This window comes from Ruegeria sp. BJ3 (assembly GCF_056535665.1).
Genome location: NZ_JBQFIT010000001.1, coordinates 2904289 through 2924386, shown reverse-complemented (window position 1 = coordinate 2924386; position 20098 = coordinate 2904289). Strand labels below are relative to the sequence as shown.

Genomic DNA, 20098 nt, shown 5'->3' with positions numbered 1-20098 from the left:
TGTGCAGTTGCGGCAATGCTGTTGCAGAAAGCTGTGCGCAACCCCCGGAACGCAGCGGTCAAAGTTTCATCATTTTGAAAATTTCGAAGCTTTTTGCGCCACTCGGGGGAATCTTGCAAAATTCTCCGTTCGATGTGCGGCAGGTCGGAGGAAAACGAGAAACGCTCGTTGACGGCCTTCAATAGGTTGTGGCGCAAGAAAAGGAGAGCGCGCGATGATCGAGACACCGTATTTGCTGTTTTTGGGAGATGCCCCCGACCAACTGGCCGCCAAGGTCGCGATCGGCATTCGGGACTGGCGCCCGGAAAACGCCGTGGGTCAGCTGCGGATGGAGGGCTGCAAGGCCGATCTGGGACTGACCGACATGACCCTGGCCGAAGGCAAGGCCGCCGGCGCCAAGACGCTGGTGATCGGTGTCGCGAACCGCGGTGGCGTTATCAGCCAGGCCTGGAAAGAGGTCCTGATCGCCGCGCTGGAAATGGGCTATGACCTGGCCTCGGGCCTGCACAACCTGCTGCGCGACGAAGGCGATCTGGTGGCCGCGGCCCAGACCCATGGATGCACCCTGCATGACGTTCGCGTGCCCACGGTGGGTTATCCGATCGCCAACGGGCGCAAACGCAGCGGCAAGCGCTGTCTGGCGGTGGGCACCGATTGTTCGGCGGGCAAGATGTACACGGCCATGTCGATGGATGCCGAGATGCGCAAGCGCGGCATGAAATCGACCTTCCGCGCTACCGGTCAGACCGGCATTCTGATCACTGGGCAGGGCGTTCCGCTCGACGCCGTGGTGGCCGATTTTATGGCCGGTTCCGTCGAGTACCTGACGCCCGAGAACGATCCTGATCACTGGGATCACATCGAGGGGCAGGGGTCGCTGTTCCATGTCTCGTATTCCGGCGTGACCATGGCGCTGATCCATGGCGGTCAGCCGGATGCTCTGATCCTGTGCCACGAGCCGACCCGCACCCATATGCGCGGTCTGCCGGAATACTCCCTGCCGACGCTGGAACAGCTGCGCGACACGGCCCTGCCTTTGGCGCGCGTCGCCAACCCTGCCTGCCAGGTCGCGGGTGTGTCGATCAACACCCAGCACCTGAGCGAGGAGGACGCGAAAGCCTACATCGCCAAGGTCGAGGCCGAGATGGGCCTGCCAACGACCGATCCGTACCGGTTCGGCGCGGGCAAGCTGGTGGACGCGCTGGCCGCGATGTGATCCAACCGGGGCGCCGATGGCGGGGGAGCCCGCCACCGGCCCGGGAAATTGCAAAGAGTAAGGAGTGGACGCGTGCAAATCGACGTCTCTCGTGATGTGTTCCGGTTGGCGCAGGTATTCACCATCTCGCGCGGGTCGCGGACCGAGGCCAAGGTACTGACGGTGCGCCTGACGGATGGGGCGCATCAGGGCTGGGGCGAATGTGTGCCTTATGCCCGGTATGACGAAACGCTGGAGTCGGTCGAGGCCGAGATCCGCGCTTTGCCAGAAGCATTCACGCGCCAGTCGCTGATGGACCTGCTGCCCGCCGGCGCCGCGCGCAATGCGGTGGATTGCGCCCTGTGGGACCTTGAGGCCAAGCGGGCGGGCAGGCGCGCCTGGGAACTGGCCGGCCTGCCCGCGCCCAAGCCCGAGATCACCGCCTATACCCTGTCGCTGGACACGCCCGGCGCCATGCGGGCGCAGGCGGCGAAGAACGCGCATCGTCCGCTGTTGAAGATCAAGCTGGGCACGCCCGACGACATGCCGCGGCTCGAGGCCGTACGAGCCGGGGCGCCGGATGCGAAGATCATCGTGGATGCCAACGAGGGCTGGTCGGCCGAGGTCTATGCCGATCTGGCGCCGAATCTGGTGCGGTTGGGAGTCGCGCTGGTCGAACAGCCGCTGCCCGCCGGAGATGACGAGGCGCTGATCGGACTCGATCGTCCGGTGCCGGTCTGTGCCGACGAGAGCTGCCACGATCGCGCCAGCCTGCCCGGGCTGAAGGGCAAATATGACGTGATCAACATCAAGCTGGACAAGACCGGCGGCTTGACCGAGGCGCTGGAGCTGCGCCGCGCGGCGCAGTCCGAGGGCTATGGGATCATGGTGGGCTGCATGGTCGGCAGCTCTCTGGCGATGGCGCCTGCGACACTGGTGGCGCAGGGTGCGCTGGTGACGGACCTTGACGGCCCGCTTCTGTTGGCCGAAGACCGCGACACCCCGCTGATTTTTGATGATGCCGGAGTACACCCGCCCGAGGCGGAACTCTGGGGCTGATGGAGACGAACATGACCCGTACCGTTTACGTGAACGGCGAATACCTGCCCGAGACCGAAGCCAAGGTCTCGATCTTCGACCGAGGCTTTCTGATGGCGGATGCCGTCTATGAGGTGACAAGCGTGCTGGACGGCAAGCTGATCGATTTCGAGGGTCACGCGGTGCGCCTGAAGCGGTCGCTGGACGAATTGCAGATGGCCGAACCCTGCAGCAAGGACGAGCTGCTTGAAATCCACCGCAAGCTGGTCGAGCTGAACGGCATCACCGAGGGGCTGGTCTATCTGCAGGTCACCCGAGGCAGCGACGGCGACCGCGATTTCGTATTTCCCTCGGCCGGCACCAAGCCGACGCTGGTTCTGTTCACTCAGAACAAGCCCGGTCTGGCTGACAATCCGGCGGCGAAGAAAGGGGCCAAGATCATCTCGATCGAGGATATCCGCTGGGGCCGCCGCGACATCAAGACGGTGCAACTTCTGTACCCGTCCATGGGCAAGATGATGGCCAAGGCCGCTGGGTGCGACGATGCTTGGATGATTGAAGACGGGTATGTCACCGAAGGCACCAGCAACAACGCCTATATCGTCAAGAACGGCAAGATCGTTACCCGCCCGCTGTCGAACGACATCCTGCACGGGATCACCCGCAAGGCGGTGCTGCGCATGGCGGCCGAGGCTCAGATGGAAGTCGAAGAACGCCTGTTCACCATCGACGAAGCAAAAGAGGCCGACGAGGCTTTTACCACCTCGGCCAGTGCTTTCGTGATGCCGGTGGTCGAGATCGACGGCGTGGCGCTGGGCGACGGCACGCCGGGCCCGATCGCCAAGCGGCTGCGCGAGATCTATCTGGACGAAAGCCGCAAGGCGGCGATCTGAACCCCATGGCCCGCCGATCTGGCGGGCCTTTTCGTTAATGCGTCAGTCTTTTTTGCCGACGTTTTCCTCGAACGCGACCTTGAAGGCGGCCTGTTTGTCGGGGCTGGCCTCGGTCTGGTATCTGGATTTCCACTCGTCCATGGTCATGCCATAGAAAATTTCGCGGGCTTCATCCTTGCCCATTTCGATGCCTTTTTCATTGGCGGCTTCCTGAAACCACCGCGCCAGGCAGTTTCGGCAGAACCCGGCCAGATTCATCATGTCGATGTTCTGAACGTCGGTACGGTCCTGCATCAGGTGTTTTCGCAGGCGGCGGAAAGCGGCGGCCTGCAGTTCAATCTCGGTCTGGGGGTCCATGGGCGGGCTCCGGTTCGTGGGATTTGATCCAGACCTAGCAAGCCCGAGGCCATTGCACAACGCGCGCCGGTTCAGACCAGCTTGAGGGCAATCCAGGGCATCAGGCAGAAGATCAGGGTCAGGATCTTGTAGTTCGCAAGATACTTGAAATAGGCCTTTCTGACCTCGGCCTTGTCCATCTGGAACATGCGGCCGTGAATGGCGGCGATGCGGTCCTGCAGGGCCACCACCATCAGGGTCGACAGCAGCAGGACCGCAAAGTTCAGAACGGTCATCCAGCCGAAAAAGGCTGTCAGGGTTTCAGGTGTCATGACGGCCTCCTTTCAGCCCAAAAATGGGGACCGCCTGCGCGCCGCGCAAGAGCATGGGCGTCGTTTGGTCGCGGATTTTTCCAGCGTTACAGACCGCTTGCGGCCAGCGCGTCCTGCAGGATCGGCGCCAGCCGCTCGGCCCAGGCGCGCTGCCCGGCATGGTCGGCGATCAGGTCGTTGCGCAGCTCGATCAGTGCGTTGGGGCGGCCAAAGGCGGTGGCGTGCCGGTCGATCGCATCCCCGGGCAGCACGCCGGTATAGGGTTCGTTGACGCCGACGCACAGATCCTCCTCGGCCCGCAGGCGCTCGATCAGCGGGGCCGAGAACCGCTCGTCCTCGGTGTGAAGGATGCCGACATGCCAGGGGCGCGGCGGGCGGCCCCGCAGCTGGCGCGTGAAGGAATGCATCGACACGATTACGGCGTGGGGCAGGGCGGCCATCTTGGCCAGCGCTTCGTGATAGGGGCGATAGCACAGGTTCAGGCGCCGTTCGCGCTCGGCGGCGTCGGCGTGACGGTTGGCCGGAATGATCGACCCGTCATACAGCTTCATCAACAGGGTCGGGTCGTCCTCGCCCCGGTTCGGGTCGATCACCAGCCGAGAGAAATTGGCGGCAATCACCGGCGCGTTCAGGATCTCGCCCAGATGTTTCGATACCTCGTAGGCGCCCACGTCATAGGCGATGTGGCGCTCCATGTCCTCACGCGGAAGGCCGAGGTCGCCGCCGTTGATCTGCGGCGGTACGATATTGGTGGCATGGTCGCACGTGATCAGCCAGCGGGACGGGCGATCCGCCCCGTGCACGTAAAACGGAGTGTATGTCATGAGCCTGTCATCTTGTTTGCCGCAGGTGTAGGACAGTTGCCTCGGAAAGGGAATTGCGCAATAAGCAAACCGACTATTGTTTGCGGTAACATTCGACCATCAAGGAGAGCAAGATCGATGCGACGCCTGAGAAATGTGAAAATCGTGGCGACGCTGGGCCCGGCGTCCAACGACTATGATATGATCCGTGCTCTGCACGAGGCCGGCGCCGATGTTTTCCGCCTGAACATGAGCCATGGCAGCCACGACGAAATCCGTGAACGCCACCGGATCATCCGTCAGATCGAAAAGGACCTCGACAGCCCGATCGCCATTCTGGCTGACCTTCAGGGCCCGAAACTGCGGGTCGGTGTGTTTGCGAATGATGCAGAGGACTTGGTCGAAGGTGCCGCGTTCCGTCTGGATCTGGACGAAACTCCGGGCGATGTCAGCCGGGTCTGCCTGCCGCACCCCGAGATTTTTCAGGCGTTGGAAGCGGGGGCGCATCTGCTGGTCAACGACGGCAAGATCCGGCTTGTGGTTGAGAAATGCGGCCCCGATTTCGCGGATTGCAAAGTTGAAATCGGCGGGACCATCTCGAACCGCAAAGGTGTGAACGTGCCCGACGTGGTGCTGCCGCTGGCGGCCCTGTCGGAGAAGGACCGCGACGATCTGGAGTTCGTTTGTCAGCTGGGTGTCGACTGGCTTGCGCTGAGCTTCGTGCAGCGGGCCAAGGACGTGTACGAAGCGCGCGCCCTGGCTGACGGTCGCGCCGCTATCCTGTCCAAGATCGAAAAACCCGCGGCGGTCGAGGCGTTTGACGAAATCCTCGACGCATCGGACGGCATCATGGTCGCCCGTGGCGATCTGGGCGTCGAACTCCCGGTCTCGGCCGTGCCTCCGATTCAAAAGCGACTGGTCCGAAAGTGCCGCGCTGCCGCCAAGCCGGTTATCGTTGCGACCCAGATGCTAGAAAGCATGATCGAAAGCCCGATGCCCACCCGCGCCGAAGTGTCGGACGTCGCTACCGCCATCTACGAGGGAACCGACGCCATCATGCTGAGCGCCGAGTCGGCCGCGGGCTCGTATCCGATCGAGGCCGTTCAGACCATGAACAAAGTCGCGATCGAGGTCGAAGCCGACCCAACCTACAAACAGATCATCGACGCCTCGCGCCAGACCAAGGGAACGACCGTTGCCGACGGCATCGTGGCCGCGGCCCGTGAAATCGCCGAAAAGACCGACATCAAGGCGATCTGCTGCTTTACCCAAAGCGGCACCACCGCACTGCTCACCGCCCGCGAGCGTCCCGGTGTCCCGATCATCGCCATGACTTCGCTGCGGGGCACCGCGCGGCGTCTGTGTCTCAGCTGGGGCTGTCACTGCGTGATGACGCCCGAGCTCGAGCGGTTCAAAAGCGCCGTGGTCAATGCGGCGCGCGCGGCGCGAGCCAGCGGGTTTGCCGGCGCCTCGGATCAGATCGTGGTGACCGCCGGTGTCCCGTTCAACGTGCCAGGCTCGACCAACATCCTGCGCGTCGCACCCTGCGACGAGCGACTGATCTACTCGACGGATCCCGAATAGGATCAGCCACCCGGTCCGCCGGGCCTTGCTTTGGCGCCGACAGGCTCTTTTACGGTCTCCATAACCGTGAACGAGCTTGTCTGGTGTATCCCCGGAAGCTTGTTGATCTTGTCGCCCAAAACCGTTCGGAAATGCGCGATGTCGCGTGTCCGAACGGTCAGCATGTAGTCGAATGATCCGGCGACCATCAGGCAGGTTTCGATTTCAGGTACCCGTCGCACGGCTTCGTTGAAACGGTCCAGCGAGTGTTCGGCTGTGGCCGTCAGCGAAACCTGCACCACCGTCAAGTGCCCCAGCCCCAGCCTCTCTTTGTCGATCACCGCGCTGTAGCCGGTGATGTACCCGCTCTTTTCCAGCCGTTTCACCCGCTCGGAACACGGCGTGTTGGTCAGGTTTACTCGGGCCGCCAGTTCGACTATTGGCAGGCGTCCATTGGCCTCGAGCTCGGCCAATATCCGTTGATCGATCTTATCCAAATCCCTGTCCATCAGGCAATTTCCCTGCGTTTTTGAGGTCTGGCGGCATATTTTCTTGAAAATAGACCGAAAAAATCTCCTTTTCCTAGTGATTTTTCCTGATACTTGACCGAAGGGCAGCCTTGTAAAACGAGTTCCAGGTTCCGGCTGCCCTGCCGGGGGCACGGGCCCCGGCCAAATCAACAAAAACGGAGGAACGAGATGACAACGAAAATTGTCATAGGACTGGACGGGACAGAGACCGGAGATCGCGCGGTCGGCTTTGCCAAGGATCTGGCAAGTCGGATTGGATCGTGTGAACTGCTGGTTGCCTATGTCATCGAATGGTCGCCCTATACTTTCCAAACTCCCGAGGAAAACGCCCTGCGGCACAAGCGGCGCGAAGAGGAGATCGCGCTTGCCACCAGCCGCGTGGTGGAACCCGCCGTCGAGGCCTTGAAGGCCGCAGGCTTCAGCGCCCGCGGTATTGTCCGCCATGGCGATGTGGCCGAAACGCTGAACGCGATCACGGTCGAAAACGGCGGATCGCAGATCGTCGTGGGACGATCCTCGGCTGACGGCATCAAAAAGCGAATCTTCGGCAGTTCGACCCAGAATCTGGTCATGCACGCCGACGTTCCGGTCACAGTCGTGAACTGACGGGAGGAGCAGACATGAAATCGATCAAAACCCTGGGCCTGTCGGGTGCGGCCGCGGCCCTGCTGGCCAACCCCGCATTTGCGCAGGAGGCCCCCGGTCTGGATGAAAAGATCAACCAGACCTTCGCGAATCTGACGGGCCCCTTCGTCAGCTTCATCTTCGCACCGTTTCCGGGGACGAGCTTTCCCTGGATCGTGATGTGGCTGGTCGTGGCCGCGACGGTGTTCACGCTGTATTTCGCCTTTGTGCAGATGCGGTTCTTCAGCCATGCGATTAGCCTGGTCAAAGGTGACTATTCCGACCCCAACGATGCGGGCGAGGTCAGTCACTTCCAGGCGCTGGCAACGGCGCTGTCCGGTACGGTCGGCCTCGGCAACATCGCGGGCGTCGCGGTGGCGGTCGGCATCGGCGGACCCGGTGCGACCTTCTGGATGATCCTTGCCGGCCTTCTGGGCATGGCATCGAAATTCACCGAATGTACGCTGGGCGTGAAGTACCGCAACGAGTATGAAGACGGCACCGTTTCGGGCGGCCCGATGTACTACATGTCCAAGGGCTTTGCCGAGCTGGGTCTGCCCGGCGGCAAGATCCTGGCGGTCCTGTTCTCGATCTTCTGTATCCTTGGCGCGCTGGGCGGGGGCAACATGTTCCAGGCCAACCAGGCGCACCAGCAGATCGCGGGTATCGTCGGTGACTATCCCGGTTGGATCACCGGCCTGGTCTTCGCGGCCGTGGTGTTCATGGTGATCGTGGGCGGCCTGAAGTCGATCGCCCGCGTGACCGAGAAGGTCGTGCCGTTCATGGGCATCCTGTATGTCGCCACTGCGCTGGTCATCATCATCATGAACGCCGACATGATCGGCTGGGCCTTCGGTCAGATCTTTGCTGGTGCCTTCACCGGTCTGGGTGTCGCCGGCGGCATGGTCGGTGCTTTGATCCAGGGCTTCAAGCGCGCCGCCTTCTCGAACGAGGCGGGCGTGGGTTCGGCGGCCATTGCGCACTCGGCCGTCCGCACCAAGGAACCGATCACCGAGGGCTTTGTTTCACTGCTCGAGCCGTTCATCGACACGGTGGTGATCTGCACCATGACCGCGCTGGTGATCATCATCACCCAGCAGCTGGTGATCGACCCGGCAACCGGCCTGTACGTGCTGAACGAAGCGGGCACGGCGATCGCAACCGTGGATGGCAACTCGGGCGTCAGCCTGACTTCGGCCGCCTTCGGCAGCGCCTTCAGCTGGTTCCCCTACATCCTGGCCATCGCGGTGATCCTGTTCGCCTTCTCGACCATGATCAGCTGGTCCTACTATGGCCTGAAGGCCTGGACCTATCTGTTCGGCGAGGGCCACACCAAGGAACTGGTGTTCAAGATCATCTTCTGCGTCTTCGTGGTGATCGGGGCTGCGGCCAACCTGGGCCCGGTGATCGACTTCTCGGATGCGGCGATCTTTGCCATGGCCGTGGTCAACGTCTTTGCGCTCTACTTCCTGATGAAAGTGGTGCGTCAGGAACTGGCCTCGTACAGCGCGCGACTGAAAAGCGGCGAAATCCGCAAGTTCGCCGACTGATGACACCAACCGGGGCGGCCCTGCTGCCCCGGTTCCCGACCCCGGTGCAAAAAGCACCCGAACGGGTCAAAAACCCCTTGCCAGCATGACCGAACTTGCGTAAACGGCGCATCTGATCGCGCGACCGGCCGATGTGGCATGCCGAGTCGCGTTTCGGACCGAACCCTGAAAGGAGACGGAAATGCCCAAGATGAAGACCAAATCGAGCGCCAAGAAGCGCTTCAAGGTGACTGCGACCGGCAAGGTCATGGCTGGCCAGGCCGGCAAACGGCACGGCATGATCAAGCGGACCAAGAAGTTCATCCGCGACGCCCGTGGCACCACCACCCTGTCCGCCCCCGACGCCAAGATCGTCAAGGGCTACATGCCCTACGACCGCTAAGAGGAGATACCGATATGTCCCGCGTTAAAGGTGGAACCGTAACTCACGCCCGTCACAAGAAGGTCATCAAGGCCGCCAAAGGTTACTATGGCCGCCGCAAGAACACCTTCAAGGTTGCCCGTCAGGCCGTCGACAAGGCCAACCAGTACGCAACCCGCGACCGCAAGAACCGCAAGCGCAACTTCCGTGCTCTGTGGATCCAGCGCATCAACGCCGCTGTTCGTTCGCATGACGAAGCTCTGACCTATTCCCGCTTCATCAACGGCCTGAACCTGGCCGGCATCGAAGTGGACCGCAAAGTCCTGGCCGACCTGGCCGTGCACGAGCCGGAAGCGTTCGGCGCGATCGTCGCCAAGGCACAGGCCGCTCTGGCTGCCTGATCCTCTTTCGAGAGACAGTGAAAGAAAGGCCGTCCCGTTCGGGGCGGCTTTTTTCTTTGGATCGACCAGATTGGATTTCGCGTAAACCAAGTATGGGATTCCGTTATGGTCACTACACGCATTTGATGTAATCATCTGTTAAGTTTCACTGATGAATTGAATGCGGAATACTGAAATGCCTATTTGCCAAAGACTTACCCAAGCCCTTCTTGTCTTGACTGCAGTGGTGATCTGCCACCCGACAGTGGCACGATCACCGAACCTGACCTCCCTGACGTATTGGTTGAAACCTTTGATGGCGACGACACGACGCTCATACTGGGTGGGCAGATCGACTTTCAATCGGCCAAGCCGCCCTGGGTCGTCTATATGGCCGATGGAAAATTCGTCATGGAGAACAGACAGGATGCGCGCAGCCTTCAGTTCAACGACGTGGCGTGGGTGAAGTTTCCCGGCTCGGATTCGTTGGAGAGCACGCAGGACATGGTAATCTCTGCCGTGGTGGACGGAGAGTTCAGCGGCAAAAGCGGTGTGGGCATTCTGGTTGGCAGCGGAAAGTCCGGGAAATACGTGGCGTTCACTGTGGACGACAAAGGGCGCTATCACGTACTGCAAAAGGACGGCCGCCAATTGAGGCTGGTACACGCAGACAGACATGACGCGATACGCGTCGGCGCCCCGAACAAGCTGACCTTCCAGGTCCGAGGAGCGCATGTGGTTTTCTATGCCAACGGAACCAAGGTCGTTCAAACGCTGTTTTCAAAGCGAACGTCCTCGAACCCCGGCCAGGGCGCTCGGGCAGGGATAGGCCTGGCAGCCTTTGGAACTGGTCGTTTCGAATTTGATGAAGTTGAGATCAAAAGAGCCAACTGACGCCCAAAAACGCAGGTCGCGCGAACTGGAACCGTTGGGTGGTGTCCTCGCGAGGGTACTTGCCCCTCTGGCCTCCTGATCCTCATTCGCTAAACAGTGAGAGAAAGGACGCCCGACTAGGGGCGGCTTTTTTGGTGCCTGAGTGCCGGCTTTTTGCGCAGGCAGACATCCGGGCCAAAAACCGCTAGGCTTGCACGTGCTGAATTGACCAACATTGGTTTTGCGAGTGCCATGCTTGAATTTGATGCAGCAACAACGCGCCTACTCGATAGCGTGTATCAAGGTGCCGATGTCACCCGACGGCGGCGAGGGTCTTTTGACGCGTTGCGACCAGCCCCGGGTGATACCATCGCGGACGTTGGGTGCGGAAATGGTCTTTTAACAGCAGAGCTTGCTCGGGCGGTTGGTCCGACCGGGCGTGTTTTGGGCATCGACCCAAGTGAGGCGATGCGGAGTTCCGCCAAAAACCGCTGCCATGAATATGACTGGGTCCAGATCATGGAGGGTGAGGCAGGCCAACTTCCGGCCAAGGACGCGTCACTCGACAAGGCGGTGTCGGTTCAGGTTTACGAGTACTTGAACGACATTGCCGCCGCGGTGGAGGAGGCCCATCGCTGTCTCAGGACGGCTGGTCTGCTTGTCGTGGGCGACATCCATTTCGACAGTCTGGTTTGGTACAGTGATGATCCGGCAAGAATGGATCGGATGATAAAAGCCTGGGACAAGCACTTTGTCGGGAGAGACGTGCCCGCACGACTGCCACCGATTTTGAGAGACCAGGGTTTCACTGTGGAAAGCATCACGCCGATCACGATTTGCGATAACGAACTCCGGCCAGATGGGCTGGCCAATATGATGATCACCCTGATGAAAAGGTTTGCCGAGTCCAACAAGCTCGTTCCGGATCAGGAAGCCAAGGAATGGGCGGATGAGCAGAGATCCTTGGCCGCGAGGGGCCGGTTTTTCTTTTCGCTAACTCATTTTGTCATCAGCGGGCGCAAATCCTAGACTTTGGTCTGGATGCGCTGATTGACTCAAACAAAGGCTATTGCCTGAGCAAATGGAGCTAAAAAAAGAAACCGGCGCGAAGAACGCCGGCTTCACTTGGTCTTTTTTCCCGCGCTGGGTTTACCCGAACACACGCCCCAGTGCGCCATCAACCGCATCGGTGATTTGGTCGATGTCGTCCGCCGTGGCGATCAAAGCCGGAGAGAAGCATAGCGTGTTGTTGCGGCCGGGGACCGAGCGGTTGGTGACACCGATGATTACCCCTTGCGCCATGCAATCGGCCACGACCGCTTGGGCCAGCTTTTCGTCCACCGGTTCTTTGGACGCGCGATCCGCGACCAGCTCGGCCCCCAGGAACAGGCCCTTGCCGCGCACGTCGCCGATGACATTGTGCTTGTCCATCAGTGCCTGCAGATTGCCCATCATGCGATCCCCCATCGCGGCGCAATTGCCCAGCAGGTTCTCTTCTTCGATAATTCGCATATTCTCGATCGCCGCGGCCGGCCCGGCGGTGCAGCCGCCAAAGGTCGAGATGTCGCGGAAATAGTTCATCGGGTCCGCGGCATCGTCTTTGAACATGTCAAAGACTTCCTCGGTGGTCACCATGCAGGCAATCGCGGCATAGCCCGAGGCCACGCCTTTGGCCATGGTCACGAAATCGGGTTTCACGCCATATTGCTGGTACCCGAACCAGGTGCCGGTGCGGCCCACGCCGCAGACGACCTCGTCGATATGCAGCAGGATGTCGTACTTCTTGCAGATCTCCTGCACGCGCTGCCAATAGCCCTCGGGCGCTTCGATCACGCCGCCGCCGGCAGTCACCGGTTCAAGGCACAGCGCGCCCACGGTGTCGGGACCTTCGCGCAGGATCACGGCTTCGATCTGATTGGCGGCCCATTCGCCAAAGTTCTCGTCGGGCGCGCCGTCCAGTTCGTGCTTGCGGTATTCCATGCAGTGCGGCACGCGCACGAAATCCGGCGCAAAGGGGCCGTATTGCGCGTTGCGCTCATCCTGACCGCCCGCCGACATCGCCGCCAGGGTCGAGCCGTGATAATCGCGGTCGCGATACAGGATCTTGGTCTTCTTGCCGCCGTACTTCTTGTGGGCGATCTGGCGGACCATCTTGAACGCCTTCTCGTTCGCCTCGCTCCCCGAGTTGGTGTAGTAGACCCGGCTCATGCCTGGCATCTTCTCGATCAGCTTTTCGGCAAACAGCGCCCCGGGGATCGAGCCCGCCGAGTTCGCAAAATAGCACAGCTTCATCAGCTGGTCGTAAACCGCCTTGCAGATGGATTCGCGGCCATAGCCCACGTTCACCGTCCAGACGCCGCCCGAGACGGCATCCAGGTGTTCCTTGCCTTTCTGATCCCAGACGCGCATGCCCTTGCCTTCGACGATGATGCGCGGATCGTTTGTCTCAAACGGCTTGTGCTGGATCAGGTGGTGCCAGATATGGGCGCGGTCGGCCTCGACCACGCGGGAAAGATCGTTTTCGTTGAACGTGCCGTCCATGACATGTCCTTTCATTAAGACGCGACGCGCGGGAATCAGGATGCCCGGCAGGCGCGGATGAACCAGATACCGCAGATCAGCCCGAAAGCCCGGTACGCAGTAGGGCCAGATTACCCGATCACGTAGCTCCAGTATATTCGCCTCGCGTATTTTTACGGGTTTGTTTTGCGGCAACCTTTGTGCTCAATACGAAAAATCCGACGACTTGGGGAGGAGAGGCGGATGGCGACCCACAGCATTTATCAGCGCGATCTGGACAAAGGCCCGGCAAATTTTACGGCCCTGTCCCCGCTCAGCTATATCGAGAGGACCGCGGCCGTTTACCCTGACTATCCCGCCGTGGTCTATGGTGACCGGCGCCATAGCTGGGCGCAGACCTATGCGCGCTGCCGCCAGTTGGCCAGTGCGCTGGCCGCGCGTGGGGTGGGCGCGGGCGACACGGTATCGATCATCGCCGCCAACATCCCCGAAATGTACGAGGCGCATTTCGGTGTGCCCATGGCAGGCGCGGTGTTGAACACGATCAACACAAGGCTCGATGCCCCGATCATCGCCTTCATCCTCAACCACGCCGAATCCAAGGTGCTGCTGGTCGATCCCGAATTCTCGGGCGTGGTGAAACAGGCGCTGGAGCAGGTGGATCACGACATTCTGGTGATCGACATCGAGGACCCGAGTTTCGACGGCGGCGAGAAACTGGGCGCGTTGACCTATGACGCGCTGCTGGCCGAGGGCGACCCGGAATTCGACTGGTCTCTGCCCGCCGATGAATGGGACGCGATCACGCTGAACTATACCTCGGGCACCACGGGCAACCCCAAGGGTGTCGTCTATCACCACCGTGGCGCGGCGCTGAATGCCACGTCGAACATCCTGACATGGGGCATGCCGCAGCATTCGGTCTATCTGTGGACGCTGCCGATGTTCCACTGCAACGGCTGGTGTTTCCCCTGGACCATGGCCGCGAACGCGGGCACGTCCGTCTGCCTGCGTGCGGTGCGGGACGAGCCGATCTACCGCGCCTTCCGCGACGAGCGCGTGACCCATTTCTGCGGCGCGCCCATCGTTCTGAACATGCTGGCCAACGCGCCCGATCACCTCAAGGATTTCGACCACGAGATCAAGGTGATGACCGCAGGTGCCCCGCCGCCTGCCGCGGTGATCGCGGCGATGGAGGGGATGGGCATCGAAGTCACTCATGTCTATGGCCTGACCGAGACCTACGGGCCGTCGGTCGTGTGCGCCTGGAAGGACGAATGGAACGACAAGCCCGCCGAGGAGCGCGCCGCGCTCAAGGTGCGGCAGGGGGTGAAATACGTTGCCCTGTCGGGGCTGATGGTGGCTGATCCCGAAACGCTCGAGCCGGTGCCGGCCGATGGCGAGACCATGGGCGAGATCTTTATGCAGGGCAACATCGTGATGAAAGGGTATCTCAAGAACCCCGAGGCCACGCAAAAGGCGTTTCGCGGAGGCTGGTTCGCCTCGGGCGATCTGGGGGTGATGCATCCCGACGGCTATATCGCGCTGAAGGACCGGTCAAAGGACATCATCATTTCGGGGGGCGAGAACATCTCGTCGGTCGAGGTCGAGGATATCCTCTACAAGCACCCCGCCGTGATGGAGGCCGCCGTGGTCGCCAAACCGGACGAGAAATGGGGCGAGACGCCTTGCGCCTTTGTCGAACTGAAGCCGGGCGCCGAGGCGACCGAGGCCGATCTGATCGCATTTTGCCGCGACCACATGGCCCATTTCAAGGCACCCAAGACGGTGATGTTCGGGCCGCTGCCCAAGACATCGACGGGCAAGATCCAGAAATTCAAGCTCAGGGAACAGGCGCGGGCGCTGGGCTAGGCGCCCAGCCGGTCAAAGATCGACAGGTCCAGGTCCAGCATCTCGCCCATCCAGATCGCCCGGTCGCGGTGGTCGGGCAGGTGCTGGCCGGTTTCGGGGTGGGTGAACACGGTCAGCCCCTGCCGGTTCAGCATCAGCCACGGGATCACCTTGTCGAAGGCATCGGCGGCAAAGCTCAGCTGGCAGCTCCAGCGCGGGTGGGGGCCGACATTGCGGCTGTGCATGTGGCCCATCTGGACGGGGAGCAGGCGTGCAGCCTCCTCGCAGACATGGCGGGCAGTCTCCTGCGTTTCGGCGTCGAAATAGACATGGGCGTGATAGCCGGTGATCTGTGGCATCGGGGGCCTCGTGCGGTGGTTTCCGGCACAAGGCTAGGCCCGATCGGCGCCGGTGCACAGACGCATCGGCAAACAGACCCTGTGCGCGGCTCAGCCCGGCGCGTGGGCGTCCGGGTGGGCCGCTGCAAAGGCGGGGTGGTCGGCACAGGCCGCCTCGACCGCCAGAATGCGCGGTATGTCCGACAGATCCACCTGCCAGCGCCGGGCGTTGTACATCTGCGGGATCAGGCACAGATCGGCCAAACCGGGAGCCGGCCCCGTACAAAAGGGGGCTTGTTCGAAGTTGGCCAGCATTGCCTCGAAGGCCAGCAGCCCGGGCCGGATGAAATGGCGCATCCAGTCGCCGGGCATGTCGCCCCGTCCGCCGCTCAGCTGCGTGGCGTGGCGGGCGACCTTCAGGTTGCAGACCGGGTGCAGATCCACCGCAATGGCATGGGCCAGCGCCTGCGTCCTGGTCCGCGCAACCGGCTCGTCCGGCAGCAGGTTCAGGCGCCGCGTCCGGTCGAGATAGTCCAGAATGGCCAGCGACTGGGTCAGTTGCACGCCGTCGATCTCGAGCACCGGCACAAAGCCCTGCGGGTTGCGCGCCAGATACGCGGGCGCGGTCTGCTCGCCCTTGACCAGATCGACGGTCTGCGTGCGATAGGCGATCCCGGCCAGGTTCAGCGCGATGCGCACCCGGTAGCTGGCCGAGGACCGCCAGTAGTCATACAGGACGACGTCGCTCATCGGGCTTTGGCCGCGTCGATCGCCTGTTTAAGGATAGTCCGGTCGCCGATGTGGTTGGCCAGCACCAGCACCAGCCGCGCATTCAGCGCGTCGCTTTCAGCCTTGTCCAGACCGTCGTGCGCGGCCAGCAGATCGGCATAGAAATCATCCGCGCCGTCGATATTCGGGGTGAGGATCAGTTCATCCATTGTGCCTACTCCTTGCCGATGGCCCGGCGGATCGCATGCCGGAACGCGTTGTCTTCATAGCTGTCGCGCCGCGCCGCCACATGCTGGTCGGGCCGGATCAGATAGACCGCAGCTTCCGCGTCGCCCAGATACCGCCGCTTCAGCGCCAGCGTCCGGTCGTCCTTGACCGACAGCGCCAGCCGCTCGACCGTCACGCCCTCTTCCTCGATCGTGTCGGGGGCGTCGGCGTCGATGGTCAGCAGGGTGAACTTGTCCGCCAGCTTGGGCAACAGGAATTCATCCCCCAGCGGAGCATCGGGGCAGGGCGATCCGGGGCGCGTTTCGGCCGGACCATTCAGCGCATCGGCCGAATTCAGCAGCGAGCCGTCATAGGTGCAGGGCACGCTCAACCGCCCGGAATTCACCAGCGGACGGGCGAAGTCGTAGTGTTCGCTCAGGTCCAGAACCGCGTCGCGCAGGATGCGTGACATTTCCGATTTCGGCGTGATGAAATCAGTCGAGCGGGTGGAGTTCAGGATGTTTTCGTCGGCGCCGTGGATGCGCTCGACATCATAGCTGTCCAGCAGGCTTTCGGGGGCGGTACCGTCGAGGACCATCTTCAGCTTCCAGCACAGGTTGTCGGTGTCCTGCAGGCCCGAATTGGCCCCGCGCGCGCCGAAGGGGCTGACCTGATGCGCGCTGTCGCCGGCAAACAGGACGCGGCCGTGGCGGAACTTCTCCATCCGGCGGCACTGGAAGGTATAGATGCTGACCCATTCCAACTCGAACTGGACATCCTCGCCCAGCATCGCCTTGAGGCGCGGGATCACGTTTTCGGGGCGCTTTTCCCGTTCCTTGTCGATGTCCCAGCCCAGTTGCAGGTCGATACGCCAGACATTGTCGGGCTGTTTGTGCAGCAGCGCCGACTGGCCGCGATTGAAGGGCGGGTCGAACCAGAACCAGCGCTCGGACGGGAAATCGGCCTCCATGACCACGTCGGCGATCAGGAAGTTGTCCTCGAACACGCGGCCCACGAAATCCAGCCCCAGCATCCGGCGTGTGGGCGAATTGGCCCCGTCGCAGGCGATCAGCCAGTCGGCCTCGACGGTGTACGACCCCTCGGGCGTTTCCACCTCGAGCTTGACGTGGTCGTCATGGGTGCCGATCGCCTCGACCTTGTTGCGGCCACGGATCTCGATCGGTGCGCCCTGGGCCTGCAACTCGCGGACCCGTTCGACCATGAACTGTTCAAAGTAGTATTGCTGAAGGTTGATGAAGGCCGGATGGGCATAGCCCTCATCGGGCTGCAGGTTGAATTCATAGACCTTTCGGTCGTCGAAAAACACCTTGCCGGTGTTCCACAGCACGCCCTTGTCCACCATCGGCCGAGCACACCCCAGTCGGTCGGAGATTTCCAGCGTGCGCTGGGCGAAACAGATGGCGCGGCTGCCGAAACTGACCTTGTCGTTGTCGTCCAGCACCACCACCTCGACGCCCTGCTGGGCCAGGTCGATGGCGGCGGCCAACCCGACCGGCCCAGCGCCTATCACGATCACCTGATGCCGCACCGGGGTGGGGGCATCCTGATCGGGGCTGCGGGCATAGGCATAGAGCGGCTGTTCAAAAATCTTGTTCATGGGCTCTCTCCCCAAGTTCTGTGCGCGTGGCGCACAATCCCTGCCCACCGGCGCGTGGCGCCGATGGCTCTCCTCCATGGTCGCATCGTTTTCAGGCCGGCAACACGATCTGGATCAAGTCGCCGGGCCATTTCTCAGCCTTGCAGGGCCTCCCACATCTCCAGATCGCGCTGGGCGGTCCAGATGCGCGGGGTGTCGATGCCGCGCGCTTCATCATAGGCACGGGCCACGTTGAAGGGCAGACAGTGTTCATAGATGGCGTAGTCCGAGAATTTCGGATCGCATTCCGCACGCACTGCGTCCCAGGCCTCTTTCAGACTGCCGCCGCGCGCCGCCACCTTGGCGGCCGGGCGATAGGTGCTTTCGACGAAATCGCGGGTGTTCTCGATGGCGGCGTTCACCATTTCCTTGCCGACAAGCGCATCGCCGCGCCCCGGGGCGATGGCGTCCACGTCGAACCACTGGATCTGATCCAGCGTATCGCCCCAGTCGCTGAAATGCCCGTCACCGCAATAGCAGGCCGAGTGATATTCGACGATGTCGCCGGTGAACATCACGTTCTGGTCGGGCACGTGGATGACGATGTCACCGGCGGTATGCGCCCGCCCCAGATGCATCAGGTCGACCCGGCGGTTGCCCAGATAGACCGTCATCGTGTCGTTGAAGGTGGTGGTGGGCCAGGTCAGGCCGGGGATGCTTTCGTGGCCTTCGAACAGGCGAGGGAAACGCTGGAACTCGCTGTCCCAGTCCTCTTGCCCGCGCGCGACGACCATGGCGCGGGCCATGTCCGACATGATGATCTGTTGCGCACCGAAGGCGCTGGCGCCCAGCACGCGGACCGCGTGGTAGTGGGTCAGCGCCACATGAGTGATCGGCTTGTCAGTTACGGACCGGATGCAGTCGATCACCTTTTGCGCCAGGCGCGGTGTGGCTTGCGCCTCGACCACCATCACGCTGTCATCGCCGATGATGACGCCCGAGTTGGGATCGCCCTCGGCGGTGAAGGCATACAGCCCTTCGCCCACCTCGGTGAACGAGATCTTCTTTTCGGTCATGTCCCCTTGGGACGCGAATGCCTTGGCCATTTGGCGCTCCTTATCGTGCGTATGGGTCTTCAAGGGCGGGCAGCACCGTGCCGGTGCAATCGCCGAAGCCGATCGTGTAGCCGTCGCCCAGGGCAGCGCCCTTCAGGGTCAGCGTGTCGCCGTCCTCGATGAAGCTGCGCGTTTCGCCGGTCTCCAGCGTGATGGGTTCCTTGCCGCCCCAGCTGAGTTCCAGAAGCGAGCCGCGGCTGTCCTTCGTCGGCCCCGAAATCGTGCCCGAGCCAAGCAGGTCGCCCACGTTCATCGGGCAACCCGAGGTGGTATGATGCGCCAGTTGCTGCGCCGAGGAATAATACATTTCCTTGTAATTGGTGCGGGCGATGGTGGATGCCGGTTTGCCCTCGGGCGCCATCGTCACCTCAAGCTCGATGTCATAGAGCATTGGGCCGCAGTCCTTGAGGTGGTCCAGCAGTTCGACCTCACGCGGGGGCGTGTCGCAGCGGAAAGGGTCCAGCGCGGCCTTGGTTACGATCCACGGCGAAATCGAGGTAGCGGTCGCCTTGGCCTGGAACGGGCCCAGCGGCTGGTATTCCCAGGCCTGGATGTCGCGCGCAGACCAGTCGTTCAGCAGGACATAGCCAAAGATATGATCGTCGGCCTCCTGCACGGTGATCGGGCCGTCGGACGGGGTGCCGACGATGGCGCCCATCTCCAGCTCGATGTCGAAACGGCGGCTGGGCAGGAAGGCGGGGCGGTCATGGTCGGGCGACTTCAACTGCCCCCACGGGCGGCGGATATCGGTGCCCGAGACTACCACAGACGAGGCCCGTCCGTTGTAGCCAATGGGGATGTGCAACCAGTTGGGTGGCAGCGCGTTTTCCAGGCCGCGGAACATGGTGCCGACGTTGGTGGCGTGGTGCTTGCCCGCATAGAAATCGGTGTACTCGCTGACGGCGAAAGGCATGTGAAAATGGGCCTCGGCCTGCGGAACCAGCAGCGGTTCGACCTTGTCCTGTTCTTTCGACCCTTTCGCCAGCAGGGCGGTCAGCCGCTCGCGCAGCGCGGCCCAGACGGCCGGACCCTGTTCCATCAGCGGGTTCCAGAAGGGCAGATCGAACAGCGGCTCGTCGCCCAAAGTGATCAGCCCCTCGGCCTCGGCGGCGGACACGTCGAGGATCATGTCCCCGATGGCCACGCCGCAGCGCGGCTCGGAACCTGCAGTCGAAAAGACGCCATAAGGCAGGTTGTTCAGCGGAAACGGGTGGTTCGCGTCATTGGCCGAGGCCACCCAGGATTTCATCAAAGGCATTGCGT

General features: G+C 62.1%; 22 protein-coding genes. 11 read left to right on the top strand and 11 right to left on the bottom strand.

What is annotated here, in order from left to right; genetic code table 11:
* Window positions 1–214 precede the first annotated feature (214 nt).
* From dgcN to ACR3EL_RS14690, 3 genes are all read left to right on the top strand, one after another.
* Window positions 215–1216: an N-acetyltransferase DgcN gene (dgcN, locus tag ACR3EL_RS14700; protein ID WP_170342779.1), complete on the top strand. Its 1002-nt coding sequence runs from the start codon at window positions 215–217 to the stop codon at window positions 1214–1216.
* Window positions 1217–1288: 72 nt separating this feature from the next.
* Window positions 1289–2254, top strand: a complete 966-nt coding sequence (dgcA, locus tag ACR3EL_RS14695; RefSeq protein ID WP_170370102.1) for an N-acetyl-D-Glu racemase DgcA — start codon at window positions 1289–1291, stop codon at window positions 2252–2254.
* An 11-nt stretch (window positions 2255–2265) separates the two neighbouring features.
* Complete coding sequence (locus ACR3EL_RS14690) at window positions 2266–3126, top strand: D-amino-acid transaminase (protein WP_170370100.1); 861 nt, start codon at window positions 2266–2268, stop codon at window positions 3124–3126.
* A gap of 42 nt (window positions 3127–3168) precedes the next feature.
* Here the strand turns inward: ACR3EL_RS14690 and ACR3EL_RS14685 are convergent, their stop codons facing one another.
* The 3 genes from ACR3EL_RS14685 to ACR3EL_RS14675 form a co-directional block, all read right to left on the bottom strand.
* Window positions 3169–3483 carry a DUF1244 domain-containing protein gene (locus tag ACR3EL_RS14685; RefSeq protein WP_170342773.1) on the bottom strand — a complete coding sequence of 105 codons (315 nt, stop codon included), beginning with the start codon at window positions 3481–3483 and terminating at the stop codon, window positions 3169–3171.
* 71 nt (window positions 3484–3554) lie between these two features.
* On the bottom strand, window positions 3555–3794 hold the full coding sequence (locus ACR3EL_RS14680) for a DUF6868 family protein (RefSeq protein WP_093965143.1): 240 nt from the start codon (window positions 3792–3794) through the stop codon (window positions 3555–3557).
* Between the two features lie 86 nt (window positions 3795–3880).
* Complete coding sequence (locus tag ACR3EL_RS14675) at window positions 3881–4618, bottom strand: N-formylglutamate amidohydrolase (protein ID WP_170342771.1); 738 nt, start codon at window positions 4616–4618, stop codon at window positions 3881–3883.
* Window positions 4619–4735: 117 nt separating this feature from the next.
* Between ACR3EL_RS14675 and pyk the strand changes: the two genes are divergently transcribed.
* The gene (gene pyk / locus ACR3EL_RS14670; RefSeq protein WP_170342769.1) at window positions 4736–6181 is read left to right on the top strand and encodes a pyruvate kinase; all 1446 of its coding nucleotides are present in this window, start codon (window positions 4736–4738) and stop codon (window positions 6179–6181) included.
* 2 nt (window positions 6182–6183) lie between these two features.
* On the opposite strand, the gene ACR3EL_RS14665 is transcribed toward pyk, so the two are convergent.
* Window positions 6184–6669: an Lrp/AsnC family transcriptional regulator gene (locus tag ACR3EL_RS14665; RefSeq protein ID WP_093965149.1), complete on the bottom strand. Its 486-nt coding sequence runs from the start codon at window positions 6667–6669 to the stop codon at window positions 6184–6186.
* 189 nt (window positions 6670–6858) lie between these two features.
* On the opposite strand from ACR3EL_RS14665, the gene ACR3EL_RS14660 reads away from it, so the two are divergent.
* From ACR3EL_RS14660 to ACR3EL_RS14635, 6 genes are all read left to right on the top strand, one after another.
* Window positions 6859–7296, top strand: coding sequence for a universal stress protein (locus ACR3EL_RS14660; protein WP_093965150.1), 438 nt, complete (start codon window positions 6859–6861; stop codon window positions 7294–7296).
* Between the two features lie 14 nt (window positions 7297–7310).
* Window positions 7311–8864, top strand: a complete 1554-nt coding sequence (locus ACR3EL_RS14655; RefSeq protein ID WP_170442069.1) for an alanine/glycine:cation symporter family protein — start codon at window positions 7311–7313, stop codon at window positions 8862–8864.
* 181 nt (window positions 8865–9045) lie between these two features.
* Window positions 9046–9246 carry a 50S ribosomal protein L35 gene (rpmI, locus tag ACR3EL_RS14650; protein WP_005981143.1) on the top strand — a complete coding sequence of 67 codons (201 nt, stop codon included), beginning with the start codon at window positions 9046–9048 and terminating at the stop codon, window positions 9244–9246.
* Window positions 9247–9260: 14 nt separating this feature from the next.
* A complete protein-coding gene (gene rplT, locus ACR3EL_RS14645) occupies window positions 9261–9626 on the top strand; it encodes a 50S ribosomal protein L20 (protein ID WP_093965154.1) in 366 nt (121 codons plus the stop codon).
* Between the two features lie 279 nt (window positions 9627–9905).
* The gene (locus tag ACR3EL_RS14640) at window positions 9906–10499 is read left to right on the top strand and encodes a hypothetical protein (RefSeq protein ID WP_170342766.1); all 594 of its coding nucleotides are present in this window, start codon (window positions 9906–9908) and stop codon (window positions 10497–10499) included.
* Window positions 10500–10730: 231 nt separating this feature from the next.
* Complete coding sequence (locus ACR3EL_RS14635; protein WP_480722097.1) at window positions 10731–11507, top strand: methyltransferase domain-containing protein; 777 nt, start codon at window positions 10731–10733, stop codon at window positions 11505–11507.
* Window positions 11508–11627: 120 nt separating this feature from the next.
* Here ACR3EL_RS14635 and ACR3EL_RS14630 read toward each other — a convergent pair whose 3' ends face one another.
* Complete coding sequence (locus ACR3EL_RS14630; RefSeq protein WP_170530340.1) at window positions 11628–13019, bottom strand: aminotransferase family protein; 1392 nt, start codon at window positions 13017–13019, stop codon at window positions 11628–11630.
* 222 nt (window positions 13020–13241) lie between these two features.
* Here ACR3EL_RS14630 and ACR3EL_RS14625 point away from each other — a divergent pair, with 222 nt between their 5' ends.
* A complete protein-coding gene (locus tag ACR3EL_RS14625) occupies window positions 13242–14870 on the top strand; it encodes an acyl-CoA synthetase (protein ID WP_480722094.1) in 1629 nt (542 codons plus the stop codon).
* On the opposite strand, the gene ACR3EL_RS14620 is transcribed toward ACR3EL_RS14625, so the two are convergent.
* The 6 genes from ACR3EL_RS14620 to fahA all read right to left on the bottom strand — a co-directional run bounded on the left by ACR3EL_RS14620 (window position 14867) and on the right by fahA (window position 20093).
* A complete protein-coding gene (locus ACR3EL_RS14620; protein ID WP_480722092.1) occupies window positions 14867–15208 on the bottom strand; it encodes a DOPA 4,5-dioxygenase family protein in 342 nt (113 codons plus the stop codon). The genes ACR3EL_RS14625 and ACR3EL_RS14620 overlap by 4 nt on opposite strands.
* 90 nt (window positions 15209–15298) lie before the next feature.
* On the bottom strand, window positions 15299–15937 hold the full coding sequence (gene maiA, locus ACR3EL_RS14615; RefSeq protein ID WP_480722089.1) for a maleylacetoacetate isomerase: 639 nt from the start codon (window positions 15935–15937) through the stop codon (window positions 15299–15301).
* A complete protein-coding gene (locus tag ACR3EL_RS14610; RefSeq protein WP_149776332.1) occupies window positions 15934–16125 on the bottom strand; it encodes a DUF2783 domain-containing protein in 192 nt (63 codons plus the stop codon). Before ACR3EL_RS14610 ends, maiA begins: the two co-directional genes overlap by 4 nt.
* A 5-nt stretch (window positions 16126–16130) precedes the next feature.
* The gene (locus ACR3EL_RS14605; RefSeq protein WP_480722085.1) at window positions 16131–17741 is read right to left on the bottom strand and encodes an FAD-dependent oxidoreductase; all 1611 of its coding nucleotides are present in this window, start codon (window positions 17739–17741) and stop codon (window positions 16131–16133) included.
* Between the two features lie 134 nt (window positions 17742–17875).
* Window positions 17876–18826: an MBL fold metallo-hydrolase gene (locus ACR3EL_RS14600; protein WP_170342754.1), complete on the bottom strand. Its 951-nt coding sequence runs from the start codon at window positions 18824–18826 to the stop codon at window positions 17876–17878.
* Between the two features lie 10 nt (window positions 18827–18836).
* Entirely contained in the window at window positions 18837–20093 is a 1257-nt protein-coding gene (fahA, locus tag ACR3EL_RS14595; protein ID WP_170342753.1) for a fumarylacetoacetase, read from the bottom strand.
* Between the last annotated feature and the right edge of the window lie 5 nt (window positions 20094–20098).

What these genes read in the sequence shown, in the direction of transcription:
- dgcN (WP_170342779.1), top strand. Translation starts at nt 215, where the DNA reads ATGATCGAGACACCGTATTTGCTGTTTTTGGGAGATGCCCCCGACCAA.
- ACR3EL_RS14690 (WP_170370100.1), top strand. Translation starts at nt 2,266, where the DNA reads ATGACCCGTACCGTTTACGTGAACGGCGAATACCTGCCCGAGACCGAA.
- ACR3EL_RS14685 (WP_170342773.1), bottom strand. Translation starts at nt 3,483, where the DNA reads ATGGACCCCCAGACCGAGATTGAACTGCAGGCCGCCGCTTTCCGCCGC.
- ACR3EL_RS14680 (WP_093965143.1), bottom strand. Translation starts at nt 3,794, where the DNA reads ATGACACCTGAAACCCTGACAGCCTTTTTCGGCTGGATGACCGTTCTG.
- ACR3EL_RS14675 (WP_170342771.1), bottom strand. Translation starts at nt 4,618, where the DNA reads ATGACATACACTCCGTTTTACGTGCACGGGGCGGATCGCCCGTCCCGC.
- pyk (WP_170342769.1), top strand. Translation starts at nt 4,736, where the DNA reads ATGCGACGCCTGAGAAATGTGAAAATCGTGGCGACGCTGGGCCCGGCG.
- ACR3EL_RS14665 (WP_093965149.1), bottom strand. Translation starts at nt 6,669, where the DNA reads ATGGACAGGGATTTGGATAAGATCGATCAACGGATATTGGCCGAGCTC.
- ACR3EL_RS14660 (WP_093965150.1), top strand. Translation starts at nt 6,859, where the DNA reads ATGACAACGAAAATTGTCATAGGACTGGACGGGACAGAGACCGGAGAT.
- ACR3EL_RS14655 (WP_170442069.1), top strand. Translation starts at nt 7,311, where the DNA reads ATGAAATCGATCAAAACCCTGGGCCTGTCGGGTGCGGCCGCGGCCCTG.
- rpmI (WP_005981143.1), top strand. Translation starts at nt 9,046, where the DNA reads ATGCCCAAGATGAAGACCAAATCGAGCGCCAAGAAGCGCTTCAAGGTG.
- rplT (WP_093965154.1), top strand. Translation starts at nt 9,261, where the DNA reads ATGTCCCGCGTTAAAGGTGGAACCGTAACTCACGCCCGTCACAAGAAG.
- ACR3EL_RS14635 (WP_480722097.1), top strand. Translation starts at nt 10,731, where the DNA reads ATGCTTGAATTTGATGCAGCAACAACGCGCCTACTCGATAGCGTGTAT.
- ACR3EL_RS14630 (WP_170530340.1), bottom strand. Translation starts at nt 13,019, where the DNA reads ATGGACGGCACGTTCAACGAAAACGATCTTTCCCGCGTGGTCGAGGCC.
- ACR3EL_RS14625 (WP_480722094.1), top strand. Translation starts at nt 13,242, where the DNA reads ATGGCGACCCACAGCATTTATCAGCGCGATCTGGACAAAGGCCCGGCA.
- ACR3EL_RS14620 (WP_480722092.1), bottom strand. Translation starts at nt 15,208, where the DNA reads ATGCCACAGATCACCGGCTATCACGCCCATGTCTATTTCGACGCCGAA.
- maiA (WP_480722089.1), bottom strand. Translation starts at nt 15,937, where the DNA reads ATGAGCGACGTCGTCCTGTATGACTACTGGCGGTCCTCGGCCAGCTAC.
- ACR3EL_RS14610 (WP_149776332.1), bottom strand. Translation starts at nt 16,125, where the DNA reads ATGGATGAACTGATCCTCACCCCGAATATCGACGGCGCGGATGATTTC.
- ACR3EL_RS14605 (WP_480722085.1), bottom strand. Translation starts at nt 17,741, where the DNA reads ATGAACAAGATTTTTGAACAGCCGCTCTATGCCTATGCCCGCAGCCCC.
- ACR3EL_RS14600 (WP_170342754.1), bottom strand. Translation starts at nt 18,826, where the DNA reads ATGGCCAAGGCATTCGCGTCCCAAGGGGACATGACCGAAAAGAAGATC.
- fahA (WP_170342753.1), bottom strand. Translation starts at nt 20,093, where the DNA reads ATGCCTTTGATGAAATCCTGGGTGGCCTCGGCCAATGACGCGAACCAC.